The organism is Pelagibius sp., from assembly GCF_028281305.1.
In the GTDB taxonomy this organism is placed as follows: domain Bacteria; phylum Pseudomonadota; class Alphaproteobacteria; order Kiloniellales; family Kiloniellaceae; genus Pelagibius.
This window is the reverse complement of sequence record NZ_JANQKD010000044.1, coordinates 1-22,260: the sequence shown is the minus strand read 5'-3', so window position 1 is coordinate 22,260 and position 22,260 is coordinate 1. Positions and strand designations below refer to the sequence as shown.

Sequence of the window (22,260 nt, the reverse complement as noted above, 5' to 3'; positions counted from 1 at the left end):
GCAGAAACAGCATGGCCATTACCATAGAGAACCGGCCGATCGGCCCCAAGGAAGCCAGCTATCTGGTTGCCGAGATCGGCCTCAATTACAACGGCGATCTGGGCCTGGCGCGCGAGACGATTGACGCAGCGAAGGACAGCGGTGCCGATGCCGTCAAGTTTCAGAACTACGTGACCGAGGACTTCATCTCGGATCACAGCCTCACCCATGAGTACGTCGAGAACGGCAAAACCGTTGTCCGTTCTCAGTACGAGATGTTCAAGGCGTACGAACTGAGCGAGTCCGATCTGGCCGCGCTCGCAGAGTACTGTCGGGAACGCGGCATCGGGTTCCATTCGACTCCGACCAATCCCGAAGGCGTGCGCCTTCTCGCGAACCTCGGTGTCGGCGTGCTGAAGAACGGATCGGACTACCTGACCAACCTCGACCTGGTCCGCACCATGGGCGAGACGGGCCTGCCGACCGTACTCTCCACCGGAATGGCGACGGTCGGTGAGATCGACGATGCCGTCCGGGCCTTCCGTCAGACGGGCAATGACAAGCTCATCCTGCTGCACTGCGTGTCCAACTATCCTTGCGATCCCAAGGACCTGAACCTTCGCCGGATCGGTACGTTGCAGGACTGCTTCAGCTGCCCGGTCGGCTTGAGCGATCACAGCGAAGGGGCCTTCGCCGCGGCGCTGGCCGTCGGCCTGGGGGCCTGCTGGATCGAGAAGCATTTCACCCTGGACAAGACGCTGCCGGGTCCCGATCACCGCTTCTCGGCGGACCCCTTGGAGTTCAAGGCCATGGCCGAGGGCGTCCGGATCGCCGAGTTGGCGCTCGGCTCGGCGCAGCTCGGCCCGACCGGGAGCGAGGAAGACGCGCGTCAGGGCTGGCGCCTCTCCTGCGTCACAGCCCGCGACCTGGACGCCAATCACAAAATCGAGCGCAGCGACATCGCATTCAATCGGCCGGGTACCGGGCTGCCGCCGAAAGGCGCGGACTGGCTTGTCGGCCGCAGCATCAAGACGGCTCTGACGAAGGGCCATGTTCTGACCCCGGAAGACCTGCTATGACCGAACCTGTTTCCTTCGACCGCATCTGGGAAGAAAAGTACGCCGCCGGCCATGCCCAGCGCTATCCCTGGGATGTCGTCGTCAGCTTTGTCTTCCGCAACGCCCCGCGCGACCGGCCGCGCCAGGACGTACGCATTCTGGAAGTCGGCTGCGGCACCGCAAGCAACCTTTGGTTCGCGGCCCGGGAGGGCTTTTCGGTTGCCGGCATCGACGGCAGCGAAAGTGCGATCGACTACGCCAAGAAGCGCTTTGCCGAGGACGGGCTGGATGGCGACCTCAGGGTCGGCGACTTCACCGCCCTCGACTTCGCGGACGGCAGCTTCGACTGCGTTATCGACCGCGGTGCCCTCACCTGCTGCGGTTTCACCGCCTTGAAGCAGGCGGTGTCGGAAGTCCGGCGGGTCCTGAAACCGGGCGGCCGGTTTCTCTTCAATCCCTATGCCGACAGCCACAGCAGCGCCCGGGCGGGCAAGCCTGCCGGTGACGGGCTGACCAACGACATCGCCGGGGGCTCCCTGACCGGTGTCGGCCAGATCCTCTTCGTCGGCCGTCAGCAGGTTTGCGCGCTCCTGGCGGAGGGGTGGGCTCTGCACCAGGTTCAGCGCCTGGAACTGACGGACATGCTGGCCCCTGAGGGAAGCATCCATGCCGAATGGCGGGTCATCGCCGAAAAGACGTCATGACCACGCAGGATGACGACCGCAACACGGTCGACGTGTTCTCAAGCAGCCTGCGCGAGCACGGGCAGAGCTTTCGCGCGCTCAACTGGGGCAGCGAGGAAGGCCAGGCGAACCGCTTTCGTATCCTTTGCGAGATCGGGATTGGCGACGGCGACAGCGTTCTCGACGTTGGCTGCGGCCTTGGCGACCTCTACGGCCATCTTCAGCGCAGCGGTATCGGGGCCAGCTACACGGGCCTGGACATTACCCCCGATATGATCTCCACGGCGCGGCAACGCTTCCCGGATGCGGCCTTCAGGGAAGGCAGCCTGCTCGGTACCGCCGAGCCGCCTCTGGCACAGGTCGACTATGTCCTTGCCAGCGGCATCTTCTACCTGCGTCGCGCCCGGCCCTTTGAACACCTGCAATCCTCCGTCCGTCGCATGTTCGATCTCTGCCATAAGGGCGTGGCCTTCAATTGTCTGAGCAGTTGGGGAGACGCGGCAGGCGGCAGCGATGAGTACAGAGAAGATCCGGCACAGTGTCTGGAGTTCTGCCGCACGGTGTCGCCCTGGGCGGTTCTGCGCCACGACTATCACCCCGGCGACTTCACGATCTACCTGCGCAGGGAGGCCATGCGTCTGTGATCGTCACGATCATGCAGCCTGCCTATCTCCCCTGGCTCGGGTTCTTCGACCGCATCGCCGCGAGCGACGTCTTCATCGTACTCGACCATGTTGCAATCGACCGCAACAGCAAGACGAAGTTTGCCAACCGCAACCGCATCCGCACGGCCCAGGGATGGAGTTGGCTGACTGTGCCGATCCGCAGCAAGGGCAAGCACGGCGACCTCCGGCTCAACGAGATCGAGGTGAACAACGAAACCAACTGGCGTGCCAAGCACTGGCGGGCAATTGAGCTTAACTACCGCCGTGCTCCCTACTTCGATGACTATGCGCCGCAATTCCAAGCAATGTTTGAAACGGCCTGGGCCCATCTCGCAGCACTTAACGCCGCCGGCCTGAAGATCTTCATGGACGCCCTCTCAATGGACAAGAAGGTCCTCTTGAGCTCCGAGTTGGACTGCGAGGAGACGAAGGACCGGCTGATCGTGGAACTCTGCCGGAAGGCCGGGGCGACGACATATCTTTCGGGTCCCTTCGGGCGAGACTATCTCAATCCGGCCGATTTTGAGAGCGCAGGGATCGAACTTCTGTTTCACGACTATGATCACCCCGCATATCGGCAGTGTTTCGACGGCTTCGAACCCTACATGTCAGCCATCGACCTGTTGTTCAACTGCGGCGCCGGGGCGGCTCAGACGCTGCGCAGACCGCAGAGTCTGTCGGCCAGCTAGGAACACCAGGGCGGACGCCCGAGAGATGCATTCGGAAAGGTAGAACCTGTGGCTTCAGGCAAGGACATTCTGATCGTGGCCGCGCATCCCGACGACGAGGTTCTCGGGGTCGGCGGAACCGCGGCACGGCATGCGGACGAAGGGGACAAGGTCCACGTGCTGATCCTGGCCGAGGGTTCGACCTCGCGCGGCGAACAGCGCGACCGCAATGCCCACGGCGAGGCAATCGACGCGCTGAAACAGGCTGCGCGGGCGGCGGCAGACTGCCTGGGAACCCAGCCGCCGCGCTTTGCCGGCCTGCCCGACAACCGCATGGACCAGCTCGATCTGCTCGATATCATCAAGCATGTCGAAGCGGCGGTGAAGGAGGTCGATCCGGCCATCATCTACACGCACCATGGCGGCGATCTCAATCTCGATCACCGTCTGACCCACCAGGCCGTGCTCACAGCCTGCCGCCCCCTTCCCGGAGCAAGGGTCGAGGCGATCTACGCTTTCGAGACCCTTTCCGCCAGCGAGTGGTCTACGCCGGAAATCGGCCGACCCTTCATTCCCTGCCACTTCGTCGATGTCAGCCGCTACCTGGACAGCAAACGCAAAGCCCTGGAGTGCTACCACAGGGAAATGCGCCCCTTTCCCCATTCTCGCTCCATCGAGAATGTCGAGTACCTGGCACGGTTTCGCGGCGGCTGCGTAGGCTTCGAAGCAGCAGAAGGGTTCAGCGTCTGCCGCCAGCTGCGCTTTTAGCCGACGTCAGCCCCAGTCAGCAGCCGACGCGACCGAACTTAAGAGCACAAGTCGAGTGAACGAGAACTCAATCGAACGGCGGGACGCCTGCCGGCTCTTCTTTCTCTTCGCACCGGTCTTCAAGAACAGAGTCTTTCTGACTGCGAAGCGCGCCAAAGAGTTTTCAGGCGGCGCCGAGATTCGAACCTTGCCACGGGCAGAGGAAATACCTACAGAAAGGTGACGCAGCGCGCCGACGCCGGGGGTTTGGCCCGGTCGATCACCTTGGGTAGTTGGAGCAGAAGCGGATACCCAACACCGTATCGGCTTCACCGCCGCCACGGGGATTCACTTCACTGCGACGCGCGATGGATCGAGATTGCCGGTGCCACAGCAGCCAGGATACGCCTTGGTCGGAAATGAGGTCTTTAGAGTCATGCCATCCAACCCGCGCCCAATGATGCCCATACCCCCGAACAGAACCTACGAAGGCGTCCTGCACCACTTCAATGTCGAGCGTGCAATTGCCGACCGCTTGAAAGCGGCGGATCGCCACGCGCGCAAGGAGATCTACGGGAAGATGTACGATGAGCTCTTCGCGCAGGTTCCCGATCATCCACGTCTGACACGGCGTGCGGATGCGGCGGCAACGAAGAGGATGAACCAGCTGAAACTCGCTCTCGCGCGCCCGTTCCTCAAACCGGATGGCAGCTTTCTTGAATTTGGTCCTGGCGACTGCCGGTTCTCCTTTGAGATGACTCGCCATGCCCGGCAAGTCTACGCGATTGACATCGCCGACCAAATCGGTCTGGGTGTCAAGCGACCAGATAACTTCGAACTGATCGTCTATAACGGTTACGACGTGGCCCTGGAGGACGGCTCGATCGACACAGCTTTTAGCGACCAGTTGATCGAGCACCTGCATCCGCAGGATACGGCTAACCATTTCCGTCTCGTCCATCGACTGTTGAAGTCGGGTGGCGTCTACATGCTCCGAACGCCCCATCGGCTCACCGGACCTCATGACGTGTCACGATACTTTTCCAGGAACGCGGTGTGCTTTCATCTCAAGGAATGGACCTACGGCGAACTGGTGACGCAGCTTCGGACCATAGGCTTCACGCGCGTTGAGTCCTATTGGTTCGGACGCGGCCGTCTCATAAAGGTACCAACCGCAGTTTTTCGGAGCATCGAAGCGTTCATGCAGTTTGCGCCCCTTGCATGGCGCAGAGGCGGGTTACGCTACCTTATGCCCGGCGTCTCTGTAGCCGCCTACAAGTGATCTTGTCATTCCAAGTGCCCGAGTTCGGCGGGTTGTCTCGCCTGTTTCCCGCTCCTGAACGCCAGCCGGCCGGGTACTGACGCCGCCGCGAGAAAACAGGTATCAACTGGTACGGACGCAGACGATAAGTTATCTGCAAGAGTCTCGAATCCGGCCGGGCTGTCTGCCTTTCCTGCGTCACAAATCTCGGATCGCGCTCAGCGTTGAGGTCGAAGATGCTGTTGCGATGGAGAAGGACCGTCAAGCTGCGATTGCTTGTTGCCAGGCGAAGGGTATACCTGCACAGCAAGCGCTAGAGGCGCCTTGGCAAAACTGGCAGTGGACCCCTTGGAGGATTTAGATCAACTATTATGGAATGTCTCAGGGCATACTGGTAGAAGCGGGCCAAACGACTATGAAGAGTTTCAAAGTGGATGAGGATCAGAGAAACCCAGTGCTGGTTTCGGACTTCAGCGACGTGGAGCTTCCGCCGTTGCGCGAAGTGCCGGGTATGACTTCGGCATCGGAAGGTCGGTATCTCTATTGGCTGGCGTCCTCCCAGCTTTCCGGGGAAGGTGAGCTCGTAGAGATCGGCTCCTGGCTCGGGCGCAGCACCATGCATCTCGCAGCCGGACTGCGTCGGACTGGAAGCCAAGAGAACCTTCACTGCTTCGACGGATTTGCCTGGGGTCCCAGCGACCCGCAGAAGTCGGACCTGCCACTCAGGCCAGGTGACAATTTCCAGGCTTACTTCGAAGCCAACCTGGCAGACTACAGCGACCTGGTCAGCGCCCACCGTACGCGCATCGCAAACATCGCCTGGACCGGGCAGCCCGTCGAGGTTCTGTTTCTGGATGCTCCGAAGAAGCTCACCGAGATTACGCGTTGCTTGGAGGTGTTCGGCCCGTCGCTGATTCCGGGCCGCTCGATCATTGCCATCCAGGACTATCAGTACTTCCCGGCCTATGCCCTGGCTGCCTGCATGTACAGCCTGCGTGACTGCCTGGAGCTGATTCATGTCGTTCTGGACGGTTCCACGGTCGCTTTCCGGGTGACCGCACCTGTCGACCTGGTTTCCGAGAAGCCGAGCGACTGGCAGCTCAACCGCTGGACCGTCGAACAGGTCAACTCCGCCTGGCAGCAGATCCTCGCGCCGCTCCCGGAAAAGGCTCGAGAGCGCCTGGAGCCCGGGCGCGCACTGCACCTCTATGACTGCGGCGCCAAACGCGAAGCGATCGCTGCCATGAAGGCGCTGCCCATGACCCCGTTTCAGCAGGACAAAATCGGCGGCCTGGCGCGTGGCCACATCTATCTCAGCTATCCGGAGCTCTTCACCGCGGCGGGCTTTCCCGGCAGCCCCAAGCAGAACCTGCTGGTGCACGTCAAGCGCGCGCGCGACTGGCTGCGGGAACTGCGGGCCTGAAGACAGGCGGGGCCTCCATGGTGGTCACGGGCAAGGCGGACAAGCGCGCGAAGCTGCTGTTTGTACTGCCGAACTTCGCCGGCGGCGGCGCCGAACGCGTTGCCCTCACGCTCCTGGCGGAGATCGATCGCCAGCGCTTTGCCCCCCATCTCGCGGTCCTTAGCGCATCCGGGCCGCTACGGGGGCTGGTGGCGAACGACGTGCAGCTGCATGAGCTCGGCGAGGGTCGCCTGCGGCGCGCCCTGCCGAAACTCATCGGCCTGGTCAGGCACTTGAACCCCTCGGTCGTCTTCGCCACGCAGGGCTACCTCAACATGGCGCTGCTGGCCGCGCGGCCCTTGCTGCCGCGAGAGACCCGGCTGGCGCTGCGCGAATCCAACACCCCCTCCCAAAGCCTGCCGAACCGGCGCTACGCCCGGCTTATGGCCTGGGCCTATCGCCTGCTCTATCCGCGCACCGACCTGCTGTTCTGCCAGCACAGGCTGACAGAACGGGAGATGCGGGATCGTTTCGGCGTGCCGGCTGACAAGATCGTCTCCCTGCCAAACCCGGTTCCGCTGGAAAACCTGCGCGCAGCGGCTGCCCGGCCTCGTCGTGATGCCGGTCCGGGCCTGCGCTTCGTCGCCGCCGGGCGCCTGCACCGCCAAAAGGGCTTCGACCGTCTGATCGGGTCTTTTCCCGCTCTTCCCGCGGACTGCCGCCTGACAGTCTATGGCGAGGGGCCGGATCGGGCTGTCTTGGAAGCGCAGATCAGCGCCCTGGCGTTGCAGGACCGCGTAACGCTCGCCGGTTTCAGCGACACCCTTCCGGCCGCCCTGGCCGGCGCCGACGCTTGCGTCATCCCCTCGCGCTGGGAAGGCTTGCCGAACGTCGCGCTGGAGGCGCTGGCCTGCGGAACACCGGTGATCGCGACACCCGAATCGGGAGGGATTGCAGAGCTGGCAGAAGCGGCACCTGAGGCCGTCACCCTCGCAGGCTTCTCGGAGAATGAGCCGACCTCTTTCATCGCAGCTATGCAGGGCTGCAGTGCGCGCCAGGAGATCGGCCTGCGGTCAAGCCTGCTGCCCGCGGCCTATGACGCAACCGCTGTGCGGAACCGCTTCGAAAACGCGCTCCTGACCCTTGTCTCGGACGCCCGGCCCTTGCACAAAAACGTCAGTCTCGGCTACAAGCGGCGGCCGTGAAAATCGCCTATGTCACCATGCAGTTCCCCGTGGCGTCGGAGACCTTCGCCGCGGTCGAGCTTCGCGCGCTGCAGCGCCTCGGCGAAACCTTGTCTGTTCTCAGCTACCGCGCAGCGCCACCGGGTGCAGAGAAAACCCTCGCCGCGCGCCAGCTTGCAGATCTGGACATCGACAGTGGCTCGGCGACAGCGACGCTAAGGGGCATCTGGCTTGCGTTGTCCCGACCGCGCGATGCCGGCTTCCTTGTCGCAACGGTTTGCCGTCATTGCTGGAACCAGCCCCGGCATCTGGCAAAAGCGCTGGCTTTGGTGCCACGCAGCCTGATCCTGCTCAAGAGCGTCGAGCGGCTGAAGCCCGACGTCCTGCATCTGTTCTGGGGTCATTACCCCAGTCTGATCGGCCTGCTCGTCCACCGCCGGCATCCGCAGATCGTCGTCAGCCAGTTTCTGGGGGCCTACGACCTTGAGCGCAGGTTTCCTCTGAGCGGCCTGCTGGCACGGCAGGCCGACTGTGTCGTCACCCATGCCAAAGCCAACCTGCCGGCCATTGCGGCGCTCGGCCTCGAAAGCGAGGACATCACCGTCTCCTACCGCGGTGTCGAGGTCCCCGCGCCGTTGCCGCAGCCGCGGAAGGTCCGCGGGCTGATCGCCGTGGCGGAAAGACTGGTCCCGCAGAAGCACACGGCCGAGGTGGTTCATATCTTCGCAAAGCTGCGGGGCATGATGCCGGAGGCCCGCCTCCTGATCCTCGGCGACGGGCCGGAGGCGGGGAACCTGAAGCGCCTTGCCGCAGACCTTGGTCTGGGCGAGACCGTCACCTTCGCCGGTCATGTCAGCCATGACGCCGTCTTCGACCACCTGGCCCGTGCCGAGGCGGTCGTAACCATGTCGCAAAGCCGCTCCGAGCGGCTGCCGAACGCGATCAAGGAAGCGATGCTGCATCGCTGTCTCTGCGTCACCGGCCGGTCTCCCGGCATTGAGGAATTGATCAAGGACGGCGAGACCGGGTTGCTGGCCGAACCGGGCGACATCGCCGGCACCGCACAGCGGCTTGGCCAGGTTCTGAGCGACGACTCGGCGGTTTCCAGGATCGGCGCAGCAGCCCAGGCCCGTATCGTTGAAGGCTTCAATGCCGACCGCCTGATGCAGCAGCGGCGCGACGTCTGGTCCGCCAAGCTGGCAACAAAGAGCGGCCATACGGCATGAACACCGGGTCCGCCCCCCAGGCCAGACCGCTCGTATCGGTCATCACGGCAGCCTACAACGCCGAAGCCTTTATCGGCGAGACCATCGCGTCGGTCCAAGATCAGACACTGCAAGACTGGGAGATGCTGGTCGCCGACGATGACTCCGGCGACAACACGGCGGCGATCGTCGGGACCTGCGCTGCCGCCGATCCGCGCGTCAAGCTCGTCACCCTGCCGCGCAACGGGGGCGTTGCCGCGGCGCGCAACGTCGCCCTCGAAAAGGCAAAGGGCCGCTTCATCGCCTTTCTCGACAGCGACGACCTCTGGATGCCGGAGAAACTGGAACGGCAGGTTGCCTTCATGCGCCAGAGGGACTGCGCCGTCTCCTACACCGCGTTTCGGCGCATCAACGAGGATGGCCGGCAGCTCGGCCGGCTGATCACGGTGCCCGAGCGGCTGACCTACACACAGCTTCTGAAAAACACGGCCATTGCGACCCTGACCGGCATGGTCGACACAGACCGGACCGGTCCGATCCGCATGACCGAGGCACGCCGTGATGATTTCATCCTCTGGCTGTCGATCCTGAAGCGCGGCTTCGTTGCCTACGGCTTGCAGGAGGATCTGGCCCGCTACCGCGTCGTGCAGGGTTCTCTGTCCAGCAAACCCAAGCGCTCTGCCGCCTGGACATGGTCGGTTTACCGCAAGGTCGAGAAGCTCGGACTCCTCCATGCAAGCTGGTGCATGCTCCACTACGGCACGCGGGCTGTGCTGAAGCGGTTGGTCTTCTAGAGCGTGGCGCGGGTTCTCGTCACCGGCGCAAACGGCTTCATCGCCGCCGCTGTCTGCCGCAGGTTGCTGGCCGCCGGCTGGGCGGTCCGGGGGACGCTGCGGCGGCCGGAGGTGAAGCTGCCGGAGGGCGTGGAGCGCGCCCTCGTCGACAGCCTGGGCGGCAGTACTGACTGGACGGGCGCCTTGGCAGACTGTCAGGCGGTGATCCACTGCGCCGCGCGCGTGCATGTGCTGCGCGAGGAGGCGGCAGACCCCTTGTCCGCTTTTCGTCGCGTCAACGTGGAGGGGAGTGCGGCACTGGCCCGCCAGGCGCTGACGGCAGGCGTAAAGCGGCTGATTTATCTGAGTTCGATCGGCGCTGCCCAGGCCTCCGAGAAACCCGACGCGGCAACACCCTATCAACTCAGCAAGCTGGAAGCGGAAGCCGCGCTTCAGACGGTAACCGCCGGTGGCCCTATGGCCCTGATCGTGTTGCGCCCGCCCCTGGTCTACGGACCCAATGCACCCGGCAACTTCACCCGCCTCGCTAGGCTGCTGGCAAAGGGTCTCCCCTTGCCGCTCGCAGGCATCGCCAACCGGCGCAGCCTGATCTACCTCGACAACCTGACCAGTGCCATTGAAGCGGCACTGGCCATCGATCCGCCGCCCGCCGCACCGCTGGCCGTCTGCGATGGTGCCGATTTCTCAACCCCCGACCTGCTGCGCGCCATGGGCCACGCCATGGGACAGCGCGTGCGCCTTTGGCCCTGCCCGCCCGCGCTTCTCCGCCTCGCCGGAGCTCTGCTGAACCGCCGCAGCGCCATCACGGCCCTCACCGAATCTCTTGCCATTGACAACCGCCCGGCCTGCGAAGCTCTTGGTTGGACGCCGCCCTTCGGTGTAGAGGAAGCCCTGGCAGCAAGCCTGGCCGAAGGACCGGACAGGCCCTGAGCAAAGAGAACAGAGCAGACGCGAACACCGTGGCGGAAAGACGGGACGCAAGAAGCGCCTCCGGGCCGGGAGAGGGCAAAGGGTCCGGCCGCACGCTGGGAGCTTTCGGCGCCCGCGCCATCTATGGCAGCTACGCTCTCCTGGGAACCCTGGCTGCCCCTTTGGTGCGCGGACTGCTGCGGCGGCGTGTGGCGCGGGGACGGGAGGATCCCTTGCGGGTCGGCGAACGTCTCGGTGCGCCAGGCCTCGCCCGGCCGGAAGGTCCGCTGGTCTGGCTGCATGCCGCGAGCGTCGGCGAAGCCGTCTCGCTGCTGCCGCTGATCGAGCGGCTGCGGGCCGAGCGCCCGGCGTTAAACCTCCTGATGACCAGCGGAACGGTCACCTCGGCAAAGCTGATGCGCGAGCGGCTGCCGGCGGGGGTAATCCACCAGTTCGTGCCGGTCGACCTCCCGGCAGCCGTCGACCGTTTTCTCGACCATTGGCGCCCGGCCCTCGGCCTGATGGTGGAGTCCGAGTTCTGGCCCAACCTGATCCGCAGATCCGCCGCAGCCGGCACCGAACTGGTGCTGTTGAATGGACGGGTCTCACCGGCCTCCCACCGGTCCTGGCGGCGGGCACGACCGCTGATCGCCGAACTGCTGCGGTGTTTCAGTCTGATCATGGCGCGCTCGCCGCGCGATCTCGCACACCTGCAGGACCTCGGCGCAGAGGAGGCCTTCTGCCCCGGTGATCTGAAAGCCGCCGCCCCCGCCCTCTCCGCCGATCCCGCGTCGTTGGCAGACCTGCGCGCCGCAATCGGCGGGCGGCCGGTCTGGCTGGCAGCCTCCACCCACGAAGGCGAGGAGGAGGTCGCCGGCACCATCCACAAGGCTCTGAGCGACCGGCATGCGGGTCTGCTCACGCTGCTGGTGCCCCGCCACCCCAACCGCGCCGCCGCCGTGCGCAGCGCCCTGGAAGCAAAGGGGCTGTCTGTGGCCCAGCGCAGCCGCGATGAGGCCATCGCCGCATCCACCGAGATCTATCTGGCCGATACCATGGGCGAAATGGGTCTCTGGCTGCGCCTGGCCGCAGTGGTCTTTCTGGGCGGCTCCCTGGTGCCGACCGGCGGCCACAACCTGCTGGAGCCGGCCAAGCTGGGCTGCGCCGTTCTGACCGGCCCCCACACCACCAACTTCAGCCTGCTGGCCGAAGACATGCTGGCCGCCGGTGCCCTCCGCCGGGTCGCCGACGCCGCACAGTTGGAAGCCGCCGTGGAAAGACTGCTGGAGGACTCCGCTGCCCGGCAGGCCCTGGCCGCCGCTGCGGGGCGTTACGCCGGCGCCCAGGCCGGTGTCCTCGACCGTGTGGTCGCGGCGCTGGCGCCGGTTCTGGACCGGGCGGCCGCCCGACACTAGACCGGGCCCGCCTCCGCCGCTTCCCTCCTCTTCCCCCTCTTCATCAAAGAAAATTGATTGGCCCCCATGGCGCTGACGCCGCCATGATCGGGGCCATGTCTACGCCAGCCGCCTCACCGACCCGGCGCCGCCTGACTGCCCTGGGCCTCGCCGCGGTGCTTTTCGCCAGCACCCCCGCATTTGACGGCGGCGGCGCTTCGGCCAACCCGGACCGCTGGTCACGGGAGTGGCCGCAGACCGATTTCGCGACGACTTCGGTCGGTTTCGACGAAATCCGCAGCGGCGGGCCGCCGAAAGACGGCATTCCCTCCATCGACAATCCGGTCTTCAAGACGGTCGCCGAGGTCGCGGACCTCAGCGCCACCGAACCGGTGATCGGCCTTTCCATCAACGGCGATGCGCGGGCCTATCCTCTCCGCATTCTCACCTGGCACGAGATCGTCAACGACACCGTCGGCGGCGTACCGGTTTCCGTGACCTACTGCCCGCTGTGCAACTCGGCCATCGTCTTCGAGCGCACCGTAGCCGGCGAGGTGACTGAGTTCGGCACCACCGGCAAGCTGCGCAACTCCGACCTGGTCATGTACGACCGCAGCACGGAAAGCTGGTGGCAGCAGTTTCTGGGCGAGGCCATTGTCGGGGAGCGCACTGGCACGCGCCTGACGATCGTGCCGGCACGCCTGGAGTCCTGGGAGCGTTTCGCGGCGCGCTTCCCCGAGGGGCAGGTGCTGATCCCCAACAACCCGGGCCTGCGCCCCTACGGCGCCAACCCCTACGTCGGTTACGACAGCGCCTTCGAGCCCTTTCTTTATGACGGCGAGATGCCGGAGGGGATCGAACCCATGCAACGGGTGGTGGCGGTTGGCGACAGGGCCTGGAGCCTGGCCCTGTTGCGGGAGAAAGGCACCATCGAAGACGGCGACCTGGTTCTGAACTGGGAGCCCGGGCAGACCTCCGCCCTCGACACTCGGGCCATCGACGAGGGCCGGGACGTCGGCAACGTGACCGTGCAGCGCGCGGCGGCAGAAGGCATGGTCGATGTCGCCTACGACGTCACCTTCGCCTTCGTTTTCCATGCCTTCCGGCCGGACTCCGAAATCGTGAAATAGCCTGCCTTCAGGCCGGCTGGTGGAGCTTGAGAAAGTCCTCCACCGAGCGCCTCACATGCGCCTCGATCTCCGCCTCGGTCACCTGCTGTTGAACACCGAGAACGGACCGCATATGCAGCGGGTCCTTCAGCATGTTCATGAACTGGGCGGCAGCGGCTTCGGCGTCCGGTAGCTCCAGCCGCCCCTTCCGATGCTGCTCTGCCAGGTAGGGCGCAACCGTCGCCACCCAGCGCAGCGGTCCGCAGTGGAAGAACGTCTGGCCCAGTTCGGGGAAGCGCCCGGCCTCCGCCACCACGATGCGGAAAAGCGCAACGGCCTCCGCCGAGGTGACCAGGGGCAAGAAGCGGCATCCCAGGTCGATGAGCACCTCATAGGGGTCGCCGGCAGCATCGAGTTCCAGATGGCCGATGCCGGCAACGCTATCGCAGTGATCCATCATGACCGCGGCAAAGAGCGCATCCTTGCCCGGGAAGTGGCTGTAGACCGTCCGCTTCGAGACCTCGGCCTTGGCGGCTATGGCATCCATCGAGACGGCGCCGTAACCCTGATGCAGGAACAGCTCAGCCGCCGCCGCCACGATCGCCTGCTGCTTCGGCGATGGCGCGTTCTGGGCCTTGGTTTTCAGCGCCTCTTCCGGCGATTCCGTCAGGAGGCTGTCATCAGTAATCGATTGCGACATGACCGGCGGCTTGACTTTGGGTTCAGATTCCTCTGTAAACTGCTTGGGTAAACTGCACAGTGTAGTTTACTTCTATAGCAGCCCCCTGAGGCTAGCACAATCGCACCCAGGCAGGCGACGACAGGACGGCAATCATGGCAGACCCCAGAGAAACCAAGGCAGAGGACGGATCTCTGCCGGGCGCGGACCCGGCAATGAGCGCCGGCCCCCGGGGCCCCGGAAACGGGGCCGACCGCTGGATCGTGCCCTATGCCTGGCTCATGATCCGTTTTCGCTGGCTGGTCATTCTGCTCTGCCTCGCCGCCGCGGCCGGCTTTGCCAGCGGCGGCCAGTTTCTGGGCTTTTCCACCGATTACCGGGTCTTCTTCAGCAAGGAGAATCCCCAGCTCAACGCCTTTGAGGCGATGCAGCAGGTCTACACCAAGGACGACAACATCCTCTTCGTCCTACAGCCCAAGGCGGGTGAGGTCTTCACCGAGAAGACCTTGCGGGCGGTCCAGGACCTGACGGAACGGTCCTGGCAGCTACCCTACTCCCGCCGCGTCGACTCGATCACCAACTTCCAGCACAGCTATGCGGAAGGCGACGACCTTACGGTCGAAGACCTTGTCCCCCAGCGAGGCGACCTGACGCCCGAACGCATCGCCGCGATCCGCGCCGTTGCGCTGAGCGAGCCGCTCCTGCTGGACCGCCTGATCTCGCCGGACGGGCGGACCACGGGGGTCAACGTGACGCTCACACTGCCCGGCGAAAGCGAGGCGGAGGTGCCGACCGCCATGGCCGCAGCCCGTGAGATCGTCGCCGCCTTCGAGGCGGCAAACCCGGAGATCACCGTGGCGACCACCGGTCTGGTGGCGCTGAACAATGCCTTCAGCGAAGCCAGCTTCGTCGACCTCTCGACCCTGATCCCCATCATGTACGGCATCATCATCGCCGGCCTGCTGATTTTCCTGCGCTCGGTGGCCGGCACGGTGGTGACGGTTCTTGTGATCGGGCTTTCCGCCGGCACCGCCATGGGCCTCACCGGTTGGCTGGGGATCAATCTGACGCCCCCTTCCTCCACCGCGCCGACCATCATCCTGACCCTGGCGGTGGCGGACAGCATCCACCTGCTGGTGACCCTGCTGCACGCCATGCGCCACGGCGCCAGCAAGCAGGAGGCCATTGTCGAGTCCCTGCGGGTGAACTTCAACCCGGTCTTTCTGACCTCGTTGACCACGGCGATCGGCTTTCTCTCGCTGAACTTCAGCGACGCGCCGCCTTTCCGCGACCTCGGCAACATCACGGCCATCGGCGTTTTGGCCGCCTTTGTCTATTCCGTCACCTTCCTGCCGGCCTTCCTGGCGGTGGTGCCCCTGCGCGTCAAGCAGCAGAAGAAAGCAGACAGCGACGTGATGCAGACGCTCGCGGAGTTCGTGCTGCGGCGGCGCCAGTTCCTGCTGTACGGCATGTCTGCCCTGGTGATCGCCCTGGCGGTCTGGATCCCGCGGATCGAGTTGAACGACCAGTTCGTCAACTACTTCGACCCCAGCATCCCCTTCCGCGCCGACACCGACTTCGCCATGGAGAACCTCTCGGGCATCTACCAGATCGAATTCTCCCTGCCCGCCGCAGCAGAGGGTGGGATCAGCGAACCCGACTATCTGGCCAAGGTCGACGCCTTCTCCGACTGGCTGCGCGAGCAACCGGGGGTCGTTCACGTGCAGACCATCACCGACATCTTCCGGCGCCTGAACAAGAACATGCATGCCGACGATCCGGAGTGGTACCGTCTGCCGGACGAGCGCGACCTGGCGGCGCAGTATCTGCTGCTGTTCGAGATGTCGCTGCCCTACGGGCTCGACCTCAACAACCAGATCAATGTCGACAAGTCCTCGCTGCGATTCATCGCCACGCTGGAGAACATCACCACCCGCGAAGCGCGGACCTTGAAGCAGGACTCGGAGGCCTGGATCACCGACAACATTCCGGCCTCCGCCACCGAGGCCACCAGCCCCTTCGTCATGTTCGCCTACATCTCCGAGCGCAACATCCAGTCCATGCTCCTCGGCACCGGCCTGGCCCTGGTCCTCATCTCCTTCTCGCTGATCGTCTTCCTGCGCAGCCTCAAGGTCGGCCTGCTGAGCATCGTGCCCAATGTGATCCCGGCGGTCATGGCCTTCGGCTTCTGGGGCCTGCTGGTGGGGGAAATCGGGCTGGCTTCTTCCGTCGTCGCCGCGACGAGTCTGGGCATCATCGTCGATGATTCTGTGCACTTCCTCAGCAAATACCTGCGCGCGCGCCGGGAGAGAGGGGCCAGCCCGGAGGATGCCGTGCGCTACGCCTTCGCCACCGTCGGTCGCGCGCTCTCGGTGACCTCCGCCGTTCTGGTCGCCGGCTTTGCCGTGCTCGCACTCTCCGCCTTTCAGCTCAACCAGAGCCTCGGCCTCCTGACGGCACTGGCGATCTTCGCCGCCCTTGTGGCCGACTTCCTGCTCCTTCCCCCTCTCTTGCTTGCGATCGACAAGGAGAAAAAGCATGCCGATCAACCCTCAGCGCTTCCCCAGGCCGGTGACTAGCAAGACGCTCTTGGCTGCCCCGGTGCTGGGGCCCGCGTTGCTGTTGCTGGTAGCGGCCGGCACACCGGCCCAGGCTGAGACGCCCGAGGAGAAGGGCCTGGCCATCGCCGAGGAAGTGGATCGACGGGACCTGGGTTTCGGCGACTCCGCCTCGACCCTGAAGATGGTCCTGACCAACAAGCAGGGCCAAAGCAGCACCCGCGAGTTGCGTATTCAGACACTGGAGATTCCCGAACGTTCGGAGGGTGACAAGTCGCTGGTCGTCTTCGATCACCCGCGCGACATCGAGGGCACGGCCTTCCTCAGTTTCACCAAGATCCTGGACCCGGACGACCAATGGCTCTACCTGCCGGCCCTCAAGCGGGTGAAGCGCATTTCCTCAGCCAACAAATCCGGGCCCTTCGTCGGCAGCGAATTCGCCTACGAGGACCTGCTGTCGCAGGAGGTCGACAAGTACAGCTACCGCTGGCTGCGCGACGAGCCCTGCGGCGAGGCGGCGCAAGGCCTGGACTGCTTCGTCATCGAGCGCTTTCCGCGCTACGAAAACTCCGGCTACACGCGCCAGGTGACCTGGATCGATCAGCAAGAGTACCGGCCGATCAGAATCGACTTCTACGACCGCAAGGATTCCCTGCTGAAGACCCTGACTCTCCGTCAGTACAACCAGTACCTGGACCAGTACTGGCGGGCGGACGACCAGTACATGGTGAATCATCAGACCGGCAAGACGACTCGGCTGACCTTCGACGCGTGGGAGTTCCGGGTTGGCGTCAACGAGCGCGACTTCAACCCCAACCGCCTGAAGCGGCTGCGCTGAGCATGCCGCGTTTGGAAAGACCGGGGGCGGTGGGCCTTCTCACCGCCTCTCTCTTGTTTGGTCTTGCAGTCCCGCAGCCCGCCTCAAGTCAGGACTTCGATTTCTCCGGCTTTGTCGCCGGCGAAGTGCGCGGCTTTCCGGAGGGTGCCAAGTCTCCGGAGCAGAACGACAGCCACATCTCACCCTCGCTGGTCCTGCAGCCGGAGCTGCGCTACCGCTGGAACCGCCGCGATGACCGCATCACCTTCATCCCTTTCCTGCGCATCGATGCCGACGACGACAACCGCACCCACGCCGACATCCGCGAGCTGAGCTGGTACCACGCCGAGGATGACTGGGACACGGTGGTCGGCATCAGCAAGGTCTTCTGGGGCGTGGTCGAGTCCCGCCATCTGGTCGACATCGTCAACCAGACCGACCTGGTGGAAAGCCCAGACCAGGAAGACAAGCTGGGCCAGCCGATGCTCAACCTGAATCTGCTGCGGGACTGGGGCACGCTCAGTTTCTTCGTTCTGCCGGGCTTTCGCGAGCGCACCTTTCCCGATAACGACGCGCGCCTGCGCGGCCCCCTGCCGATCGACGACGACGATGCCTCCTACGAGTCCGGCCTGGAGGAATGGAACGTCGATTTCGCCCTGCGCTACTCCCAGACTTTCGGCGGCTGGGACATCGGCCTCGCACACTTCTACGGCACCAGTCGGGAGCCAAGGCTGATCCCGCGGGCCGATGGCGACGGGAACCTCTCACTCCAGCAGCGCTACGACCTGATCCATCAGACCAGCCTGGACGCCCAGTACACCACCGGCCCCTGGCTGCTGAAGCTGGAGGCACTGACCCGCGACGGTCATGACGGCGACCGCTTCTTCGCCGCCGTCGGGGGGTTCGAATACACGCTCTTCGGTATCTTCGAAAGCCCCGCGGATCTTGGCCTGCTGGCCGAATACCTGCACGACGGCCGTGACGACGAGACGCCGGCAACGCCCTTCGAAGACGATCTCTTTCTCGGCGCCCGACTGGCGCTGAACGATGTCGAGGATACCGAGCTGTTGGCCGGCGTGATCCTGGATGCCGATCAGGAAGAGCGCATCTTCAGCGTCGAGTTCGAGCGACGCCTCAGCGATAATCTGAATCTCGAAATCGAAGGCCAGCTTTTCGACAACATCGACGAGAACGGTCTCCTGAGCGGCTTCGAAAAGGACAGCTTCCTCGAGGTCAGACTCTCCTGGTTCTTCTGATGCAGGGCCCTGCCCCGTTGGAGCCGGCGCAGAGACGCAGTCGACTCGGGCGCCGCAGACCAGAGCGACGCGCTGCGGTCAGGCTTGTTGGCGGCCTTCAGCCCGGTTAAACTCTTTGACAAACAGATGCCTAGGCGCCCGATCGGGGGGCTTGTGGCACTGACAGCGCAGACTCCTCATGGGCGCTCGGGCTGTAGCCTTACAGCTTGGAAGGAGGAGTTGTCATGAACGCCTCAGTCAAGAAATCCTGGATCACCGAGCATCGCGGCTGGGAGGACTTCTGCTCGGCCGGCCTGGGCCTCCTGATCGTCCTCTCGCCGATTCTTGTCGGTACGGAAGCCAGCGTGGCCGTCGCAATCAGCACCGGCCTTGTTGGCGTGCTCATCACCATGGTGGCCCTGCTGGAGCTCATGTCTCTGCAGCGCTGGGAAGAGGCTTTTGAACTAGTCTGCGGCCTCTGGATTGTCGCAGCCCCCTTCGTGCTCGCGTACGGCGGCGCGCTTCGCACCGTGCATATCGTGCTTGGCGGTGCCGTAGCCGCTCTGGCCCTCTTGGAACTCTGGCAGGACCGCAAAAGGAGCCTGGCGGACTGAGCCGGGAACGCCGCTCCAGAAGAAACGCTAGGCCGCACGCCGCCCCTCGGCGGAGCCGCGGCGCCGGTCCAGTGCCGCCAGCAGAACCTCGGGGCCTGCGTCCGGCTGATGCGCCGCCTCGGAGAGGTGGCGCCGCCAGGCGCGCGCACCGGGCAGGCCGTTGAACAGGCCCAGCATATGCCGGGTCATGGATTTCAGCGGCACCCCTTCGGACAGGCGGGCCTCCACATAGGGAAGGTAGGCCTCGACGATCTCCTCGCGGCTCAGGGGCTCGCCGGCTTCGCCGAAAAAGCGCCGGTCGGCCTCCGCGAGGATGTAGGGAGACTGATAGGCGGCCCGCCCGATCATCACGCCGTCGACCTCGGCCAGATGCGCCTCCGCCTCGTCCAAGGTCATCACGCCGCCGTTTAGGATGACTTCGAGCTCCGGAAAGTCCCGCTTCAGCGCGTAGACCACGTCGTAGCGCAGCGGTGGCACCTCGCGGTTCTGCTTGGGACTGAGCCCGCTCAGCCAGGCCTTGCGGGCATGGATGGTGAAGCTTCGGCAGCCGGCCGCCGCCACCCGGGCCACGAAGGCCGTGAGCGCGGCATAGGAATCCTGGTCGTCGACGCCGATGCGGGTCTTGACGGTGACCGGCGCGTCGACGGCATCGATCATGGCGGCGACACAGTCGGCCACCAACCCCGGCTCGGTCATCAGGCAGGCGCCGAAGCGCCCGCGCTGCACACGGTCGCTGGGGCAGCCGAGGTTGAGATTGATCTCGTCGTAACCACGCGCCGCGCCTTCGCGCGCGCAGGTGGCAAGGTCCGCCGGCTCCGAACCGCCGAGCTGCAGGGCCACCGGGTGCTCGCAATCGTCGTAGGCCAGGAAGCGGTCGCGGTTGCCGTGCAGGATGGCCCCGGTCGTCACCATCTCGGTGTAGAGCAGGGTGCGGCGGCTGATGGTACGCAGAAAGGCCCGCTCATGGCGGTCCGTCCAGTCCATCATCGGCGCCACGGACAACAAATGCTCTATATTTTTCAAGTATTTATGGTATCCTTCAAGGGACTGGACGGTGAACGCGTGCATCTCAAAATAGCCCAATCTGCACAGGTTTGGACCTTTTTTGATCTCCCTGTGCACACGGGGCGCGCGCACCGAAACGGAGTGCATCGGATGTCGGGAACCTCAGGCAACGCTGTGCGCGCGTTCATGTGACCAGCCCAACCACAGGCTTGGGGTGTCGCGCTGACGTCGGCGCAACCGTTGACAGCCTTGAAGCATACAGTGCGGCCCAAGGCCATGCACCTCAGTGCCGAACCCGATCTGAGCTTACACCTCGAAGCGGGTTCGACACCGACTTGAAACGTCAGGTCACCCTTAGCCTTTGGGATCTGCGATCTTTGGGCGCGAAGCCATCCGATCAGAAGTGGCGCCGCAAGGTGCGCAGCGCGCTAACGCCCTTGCTCCGGCCCGGATCTATACACGCTGGTTGAAGGCCGGCGCCGGTCCGGCGGCATCCGCCGGCGCATCCGTTGCGACGAGTTGGGCCTGCAGGGCGGGCTGCAGTTCAGCCGCCGAGGCGATCAGCCGCAGCAGGGTTGCGTTGAGCCCCGCCGCCGTCAGCGCCTCCGCATCCAGCGAGCGCCACAGCACGAAGCTCCGGCTCATGGGGTTCCACGACAGCGTCGCACCGTCGGTGCGGCCACCCAACCAGTTGAATGCGATCAAGGTATTGGCCAAGGTCTCGGCAGACGGCGCCTCGATCTGGGACAGCACCGAGACCACCGCCACAACCTGGTCTTCGCCGGCCAGCATGACCGCCAGGCGCCAGCCTTCGTCATGCTCGAAGAAGCAGGCGCCCTCCTCGTCCAGATCGAAGTCGATGTCCAGGCTGTGGCCGAGCAACGCCAGTTCCTCTTGGACATGTTCGACCAGATCGTCACGGTAGGTCTTCATAGTGACTTCCCTTCAATGCCGCAGACACAAAGTGCCTGCGGCCGGAATCGTGGAGGCTCGACACCGATCACCGGCCGTGCTGTGCAAGCTGCGACCTGACCATGACCGGCAGGGCGGCGTGCAAGTCAGTGTCGATCTTGTTGAGGAAGTGCTCGCTGGGCACACGATAGCGGTGTTTCGCTGGTCCCTTGGACTTGAAGCGATGCCTCTTGCCGTCGGACTTATCCGGATGCAATGCTTCGGCTGCCGCTATGATTTTATTGCCCAACTCCCTCAGATAACCCTCGGGCGCCAAGCCTGATTTGACATCGTTGTCGAACGTCTCGACCTGATCGAGCAAGGGCAGAAGCTTTTCGTTGATCCACTTCCTATCATTCTCCCGCGCCTCGTCCTTAAGGCGCTTCCCGCTTTCGGTGCTTTCGATTTTCTGGCTGAAGGTAACCAGCCCCACCCGAAGTGCCCGAAGGAAAGCAGCCGGTGTCATCTCGTGCATTTCTCTAGCCTCGGGGCCCGTCCAATCCGTGTGCTCGTGCCACTCTGCCGCGCTGTTCAGCATCCTGCGGTAATGATGACCGGCCTTCTGCGGCAGCAGCGAGAGCAGCTTGGCTTCAACCTGTTGCGCGCCGTACTGTTCGACATTCCGGCGATCAAGCGGCGTGCCCGCCATGGTCTTCTGGGCGTCCGCGACAACTTTGATAAGCTGCTCGAAGTCATCCAAAGCCCTGTTCAACTGGTCGAACTCGGACCGCAGTTCCGCTCCGGGGCCGGATGCTTCCGACCGCCAATTCTGCAACACCTTTGTGGTAATTCCATTCTCCACAATCGCCGGATTCCGCGCGGCAAAGCCCGTCCAAGCGTCCGGCAGCCCCCAGCTGTCCAGGCTTCTTTGCACCTTTCTCAAGGTTTCTTCGTGCTTCAGATCGAAGTCCGCCATTGGGCCGCCGGACCCGTTCTTTAGATCGCCCCACACTTTGAACTGCTTCAGGATTGCCAGTGCGACATACTGGTCCTGCAGATACCTCCGCACGTTGGTCCGCAATGTGGCCAATTGTCTGGGCAGATCATTGAGATCCTGCGTCAGGTCCTGATTCGACTCGGCAAGGGCATTGAGCATCGATAAGTGCCGCCAGACGCTGGCGAAGCGGTCCGCCATCTCCGCGCCCTTCTCATCAAGGACTTGCTTGGCCACATCCTGCGCCGTCTCTTCCTTCCACCACATCACAAGGCGATTGATGGTGCTATTCCCCGCCTTGAGATTCTTCGGATCGAAGCCCCGAACCCGCGGCGCCAGCTCTTTCATTGCCATGACATTGGCGCGGTAGATTTCGCTCTCCTCGAGGCCTCCCCGCTTCTTGTGCTGC

21 protein-coding genes are annotated in these 22,260 nt (G+C 64.2%); 17 read left to right on the top strand and 4 right to left on the bottom strand.

Annotated elements, in window-relative coordinates:
* Positions 1-11: 11 nt before the first annotated feature.
* The 13 genes from Q0982_RS10365 to Q0982_RS10305 all read left to right on the top strand — a co-directional run bounded on the left by Q0982_RS10365 (position 12) and on the right by Q0982_RS10305 (position 13,079).
* Complete coding sequence (locus Q0982_RS10365) at positions 12-1,058, top strand: N-acetylneuraminate synthase family protein (RefSeq protein ID WP_299395035.1); 1,047 nt, start codon at positions 12-14, stop codon at positions 1,056-1,058.
* Positions 1,055-1,741 (top strand): class I SAM-dependent methyltransferase, encoded by a 687-nt coding sequence (locus tag Q0982_RS10360; RefSeq protein ID WP_299395034.1) that lies wholly within the window; start codon positions 1,055-1,057, stop codon positions 1,739-1,741. Before Q0982_RS10365 ends, Q0982_RS10360 begins: the two co-directional genes overlap by 4 nt.
* Positions 1,738-2,364, top strand: a complete 627-nt coding sequence (locus tag Q0982_RS10355; RefSeq protein ID WP_299395032.1) for a trans-aconitate 2-methyltransferase — start codon at positions 1,738-1,740, stop codon at positions 2,362-2,364. The genes Q0982_RS10360 and Q0982_RS10355 overlap by 4 nt, the downstream gene beginning before the upstream one ends.
* The gene (locus Q0982_RS10350; protein WP_299395031.1) at positions 2,361-3,074 is read left to right on the top strand and encodes a WbqC family protein; all 714 of its coding nucleotides are present in this window, start codon (positions 2,361-2,363) and stop codon (positions 3,072-3,074) included. The genes Q0982_RS10355 and Q0982_RS10350 overlap by 4 nt, the downstream gene beginning before the upstream one ends.
* 48 nt (positions 3,075-3,122) lie before the next feature.
* On the top strand, positions 3,123-3,821 hold the full coding sequence (locus Q0982_RS10345; protein ID WP_299395029.1) for a PIG-L deacetylase family protein: 699 nt from the start codon (positions 3,123-3,125) through the stop codon (positions 3,819-3,821).
* A 415-nt stretch (positions 3,822-4,236) separates the two neighbouring features.
* Positions 4,237-5,082: a bifunctional 2-polyprenyl-6-hydroxyphenol methylase/3-demethylubiquinol 3-O-methyltransferase UbiG gene (locus Q0982_RS10340; RefSeq protein ID WP_299395027.1), complete on the top strand. Its 846-nt coding sequence runs from the start codon at positions 4,237-4,239 to the stop codon at positions 5,080-5,082.
* Positions 5,083-5,491: 409 nt separating this feature from the next.
* Positions 5,492-6,484 (top strand): class I SAM-dependent methyltransferase, encoded by a 993-nt coding sequence (locus Q0982_RS10335; RefSeq protein ID WP_299395026.1) that lies wholly within the window; start codon positions 5,492-5,494, stop codon positions 6,482-6,484.
* 17 nt (positions 6,485-6,501) lie between these two features.
* Positions 6,502-7,668 (top strand): glycosyltransferase, encoded by a 1,167-nt coding sequence (locus Q0982_RS10330; protein ID WP_299395025.1) that lies wholly within the window; start codon positions 6,502-6,504, stop codon positions 7,666-7,668.
* Positions 7,665-8,873 (top strand): glycosyltransferase, encoded by a 1,209-nt coding sequence (locus tag Q0982_RS10325; protein ID WP_299395024.1) that lies wholly within the window; start codon positions 7,665-7,667, stop codon positions 8,871-8,873. Before Q0982_RS10330 ends, Q0982_RS10325 begins: the two co-directional genes overlap by 4 nt.
* Positions 8,870-9,646 carry a glycosyltransferase family 2 protein gene (locus Q0982_RS10320; RefSeq protein ID WP_299395022.1) on the top strand — a complete coding sequence of 259 codons (777 nt, stop codon included), beginning with the start codon at positions 8,870-8,872 and terminating at the stop codon, positions 9,644-9,646. The genes Q0982_RS10325 and Q0982_RS10320 overlap by 4 nt, the downstream gene beginning before the upstream one ends.
* 3 nt (positions 9,647-9,649) lie before the next feature.
* On the top strand, positions 9,650-10,576 hold the full coding sequence (locus Q0982_RS10315; RefSeq protein ID WP_299395020.1) for an NAD-dependent epimerase/dehydratase family protein: 927 nt from the start codon (positions 9,650-9,652) through the stop codon (positions 10,574-10,576).
* 29 nt (positions 10,577-10,605) lie between these two features.
* On the top strand, positions 10,606-11,970 hold the full coding sequence (locus Q0982_RS10310) for a 3-deoxy-D-manno-octulosonic acid transferase (RefSeq protein WP_299395018.1): 1,365 nt from the start codon (positions 10,606-10,608) through the stop codon (positions 11,968-11,970).
* A 95-nt stretch (positions 11,971-12,065) separates the two neighbouring features.
* A complete protein-coding gene (locus Q0982_RS10305) occupies positions 12,066-13,079 on the top strand; it encodes a DUF3179 domain-containing protein (protein ID WP_299395015.1) in 1,014 nt (337 codons plus the stop codon).
* A 7-nt stretch (positions 13,080-13,086) separates the two neighbouring features.
* Here the strand turns inward: Q0982_RS10305 and Q0982_RS10300 are convergent, their stop codons facing one another.
* Positions 13,087-13,758 (bottom strand): TetR/AcrR family transcriptional regulator, encoded by a 672-nt coding sequence (locus Q0982_RS10300; RefSeq protein ID WP_299395012.1) that lies wholly within the window; start codon positions 13,756-13,758, stop codon positions 13,087-13,089.
* A gap of 134 nt (positions 13,759-13,892) precedes the next feature.
* Here Q0982_RS10300 and Q0982_RS10295 point away from each other — a divergent pair, with 134 nt between their 5' ends.
* The 4 genes from Q0982_RS10295 (at position 13,893) to Q0982_RS10280 (ending at position 18,961) form a co-directional block, all read left to right on the top strand.
* Positions 13,893-16,316 (top strand): RND family transporter, encoded by a 2,424-nt coding sequence (locus Q0982_RS10295; protein WP_299395010.1) that lies wholly within the window; start codon positions 13,893-13,895, stop codon positions 16,314-16,316.
* Positions 16,276-17,133 (top strand): outer membrane lipoprotein-sorting protein, encoded by an 858-nt coding sequence (locus Q0982_RS10290; RefSeq protein WP_299395007.1) that lies wholly within the window; start codon positions 16,276-16,278, stop codon positions 17,131-17,133. The genes Q0982_RS10295 and Q0982_RS10290 overlap by 41 nt, the downstream gene beginning before the upstream one ends.
* Positions 17,134-17,162: 29 nt before the next feature.
* Positions 17,163-18,368, top strand: a complete 1,206-nt coding sequence (locus tag Q0982_RS10285; protein WP_299395005.1) for a hypothetical protein — start codon at positions 17,163-17,165, stop codon at positions 18,366-18,368.
* Positions 18,369-18,592: 224 nt separating this feature from the next.
* Positions 18,593-18,961, top strand: coding sequence for an SPW repeat protein (locus tag Q0982_RS10280; RefSeq protein WP_299395003.1), 369 nt, complete (start codon positions 18,593-18,595; stop codon positions 18,959-18,961).
* Between the two features lie 27 nt (positions 18,962-18,988).
* Here the strand turns inward: Q0982_RS10280 and dusA are convergent, their stop codons facing one another.
* From dusA to Q0982_RS10265, 3 genes are all read right to left on the bottom strand, one after another.
* The gene (dusA, locus tag Q0982_RS10275; protein WP_322096998.1) at positions 18,989-19,984 is read right to left on the bottom strand and encodes a tRNA dihydrouridine(20/20a) synthase DusA; all 996 of its coding nucleotides are present in this window, start codon (positions 19,982-19,984) and stop codon (positions 18,989-18,991) included.
* Between the two features lie 435 nt (positions 19,985-20,419).
* Positions 20,420-20,899 (bottom strand): type III secretion system chaperone, encoded by a 480-nt coding sequence (locus Q0982_RS10270; RefSeq protein WP_299394998.1) that lies wholly within the window; start codon positions 20,897-20,899, stop codon positions 20,420-20,422.
* A 67-nt stretch (positions 20,900-20,966) separates the two neighbouring features.
* A partial coding sequence (locus tag Q0982_RS10265) for a hypothetical protein (RefSeq protein ID WP_299394995.1) occupies positions 20,967-22,260 on the bottom strand: 1,294 nt, incomplete at its 5' end.

Bases quoted from the DNA above. Each gene is read 5' to 3' on its own strand.
- Q0982_RS10365 (WP_299395035.1), top strand. From the start codon at position 12: ATGGCCATTACCATAGAGAACCGGCCGATCGGCCCCAAGGAAGCCAGC.
- Q0982_RS10300 (WP_299395012.1), bottom strand. From the start codon at position 13,758: ATGTCGCAATCGATTACTGATGACAGCCTCCTGACGGAATCGCCGGAA.
- Q0982_RS10320 (WP_299395022.1), top strand. From the start codon at position 8,870: ATGAACACCGGGTCCGCCCCCCAGGCCAGACCGCTCGTATCGGTCATC.
- Q0982_RS10360 (WP_299395034.1), top strand. From the start codon at position 1,055: ATGACCGAACCTGTTTCCTTCGACCGCATCTGGGAAGAAAAGTACGCC.
- Q0982_RS10330 (WP_299395025.1), top strand. From the start codon at position 6,502: ATGGTGGTCACGGGCAAGGCGGACAAGCGCGCGAAGCTGCTGTTTGTA.
- Q0982_RS10290 (WP_299395007.1), top strand. From the start codon at position 16,276: ATGCCGATCAACCCTCAGCGCTTCCCCAGGCCGGTGACTAGCAAGACG.
- Q0982_RS10355 (WP_299395032.1), top strand. From the start codon at position 1,738: ATGACCACGCAGGATGACGACCGCAACACGGTCGACGTGTTCTCAAGC.
- Q0982_RS10270 (WP_299394998.1), bottom strand. From the start codon at position 20,899: ATGAAGACCTACCGTGACGATCTGGTCGAACATGTCCAAGAGGAACTG.
- Q0982_RS10280 (WP_299395003.1), top strand. From the start codon at position 18,593: ATGAACGCCTCAGTCAAGAAATCCTGGATCACCGAGCATCGCGGCTGG.
- Q0982_RS10340 (WP_299395027.1), top strand. From the start codon at position 4,237: ATGCCATCCAACCCGCGCCCAATGATGCCCATACCCCCGAACAGAACC.
- Q0982_RS10295 (WP_299395010.1), top strand. From the start codon at position 13,893: ATGGCAGACCCCAGAGAAACCAAGGCAGAGGACGGATCTCTGCCGGGC.
- Q0982_RS10305 (WP_299395015.1), top strand. From the start codon at position 12,066: ATGTCTACGCCAGCCGCCTCACCGACCCGGCGCCGCCTGACTGCCCTG.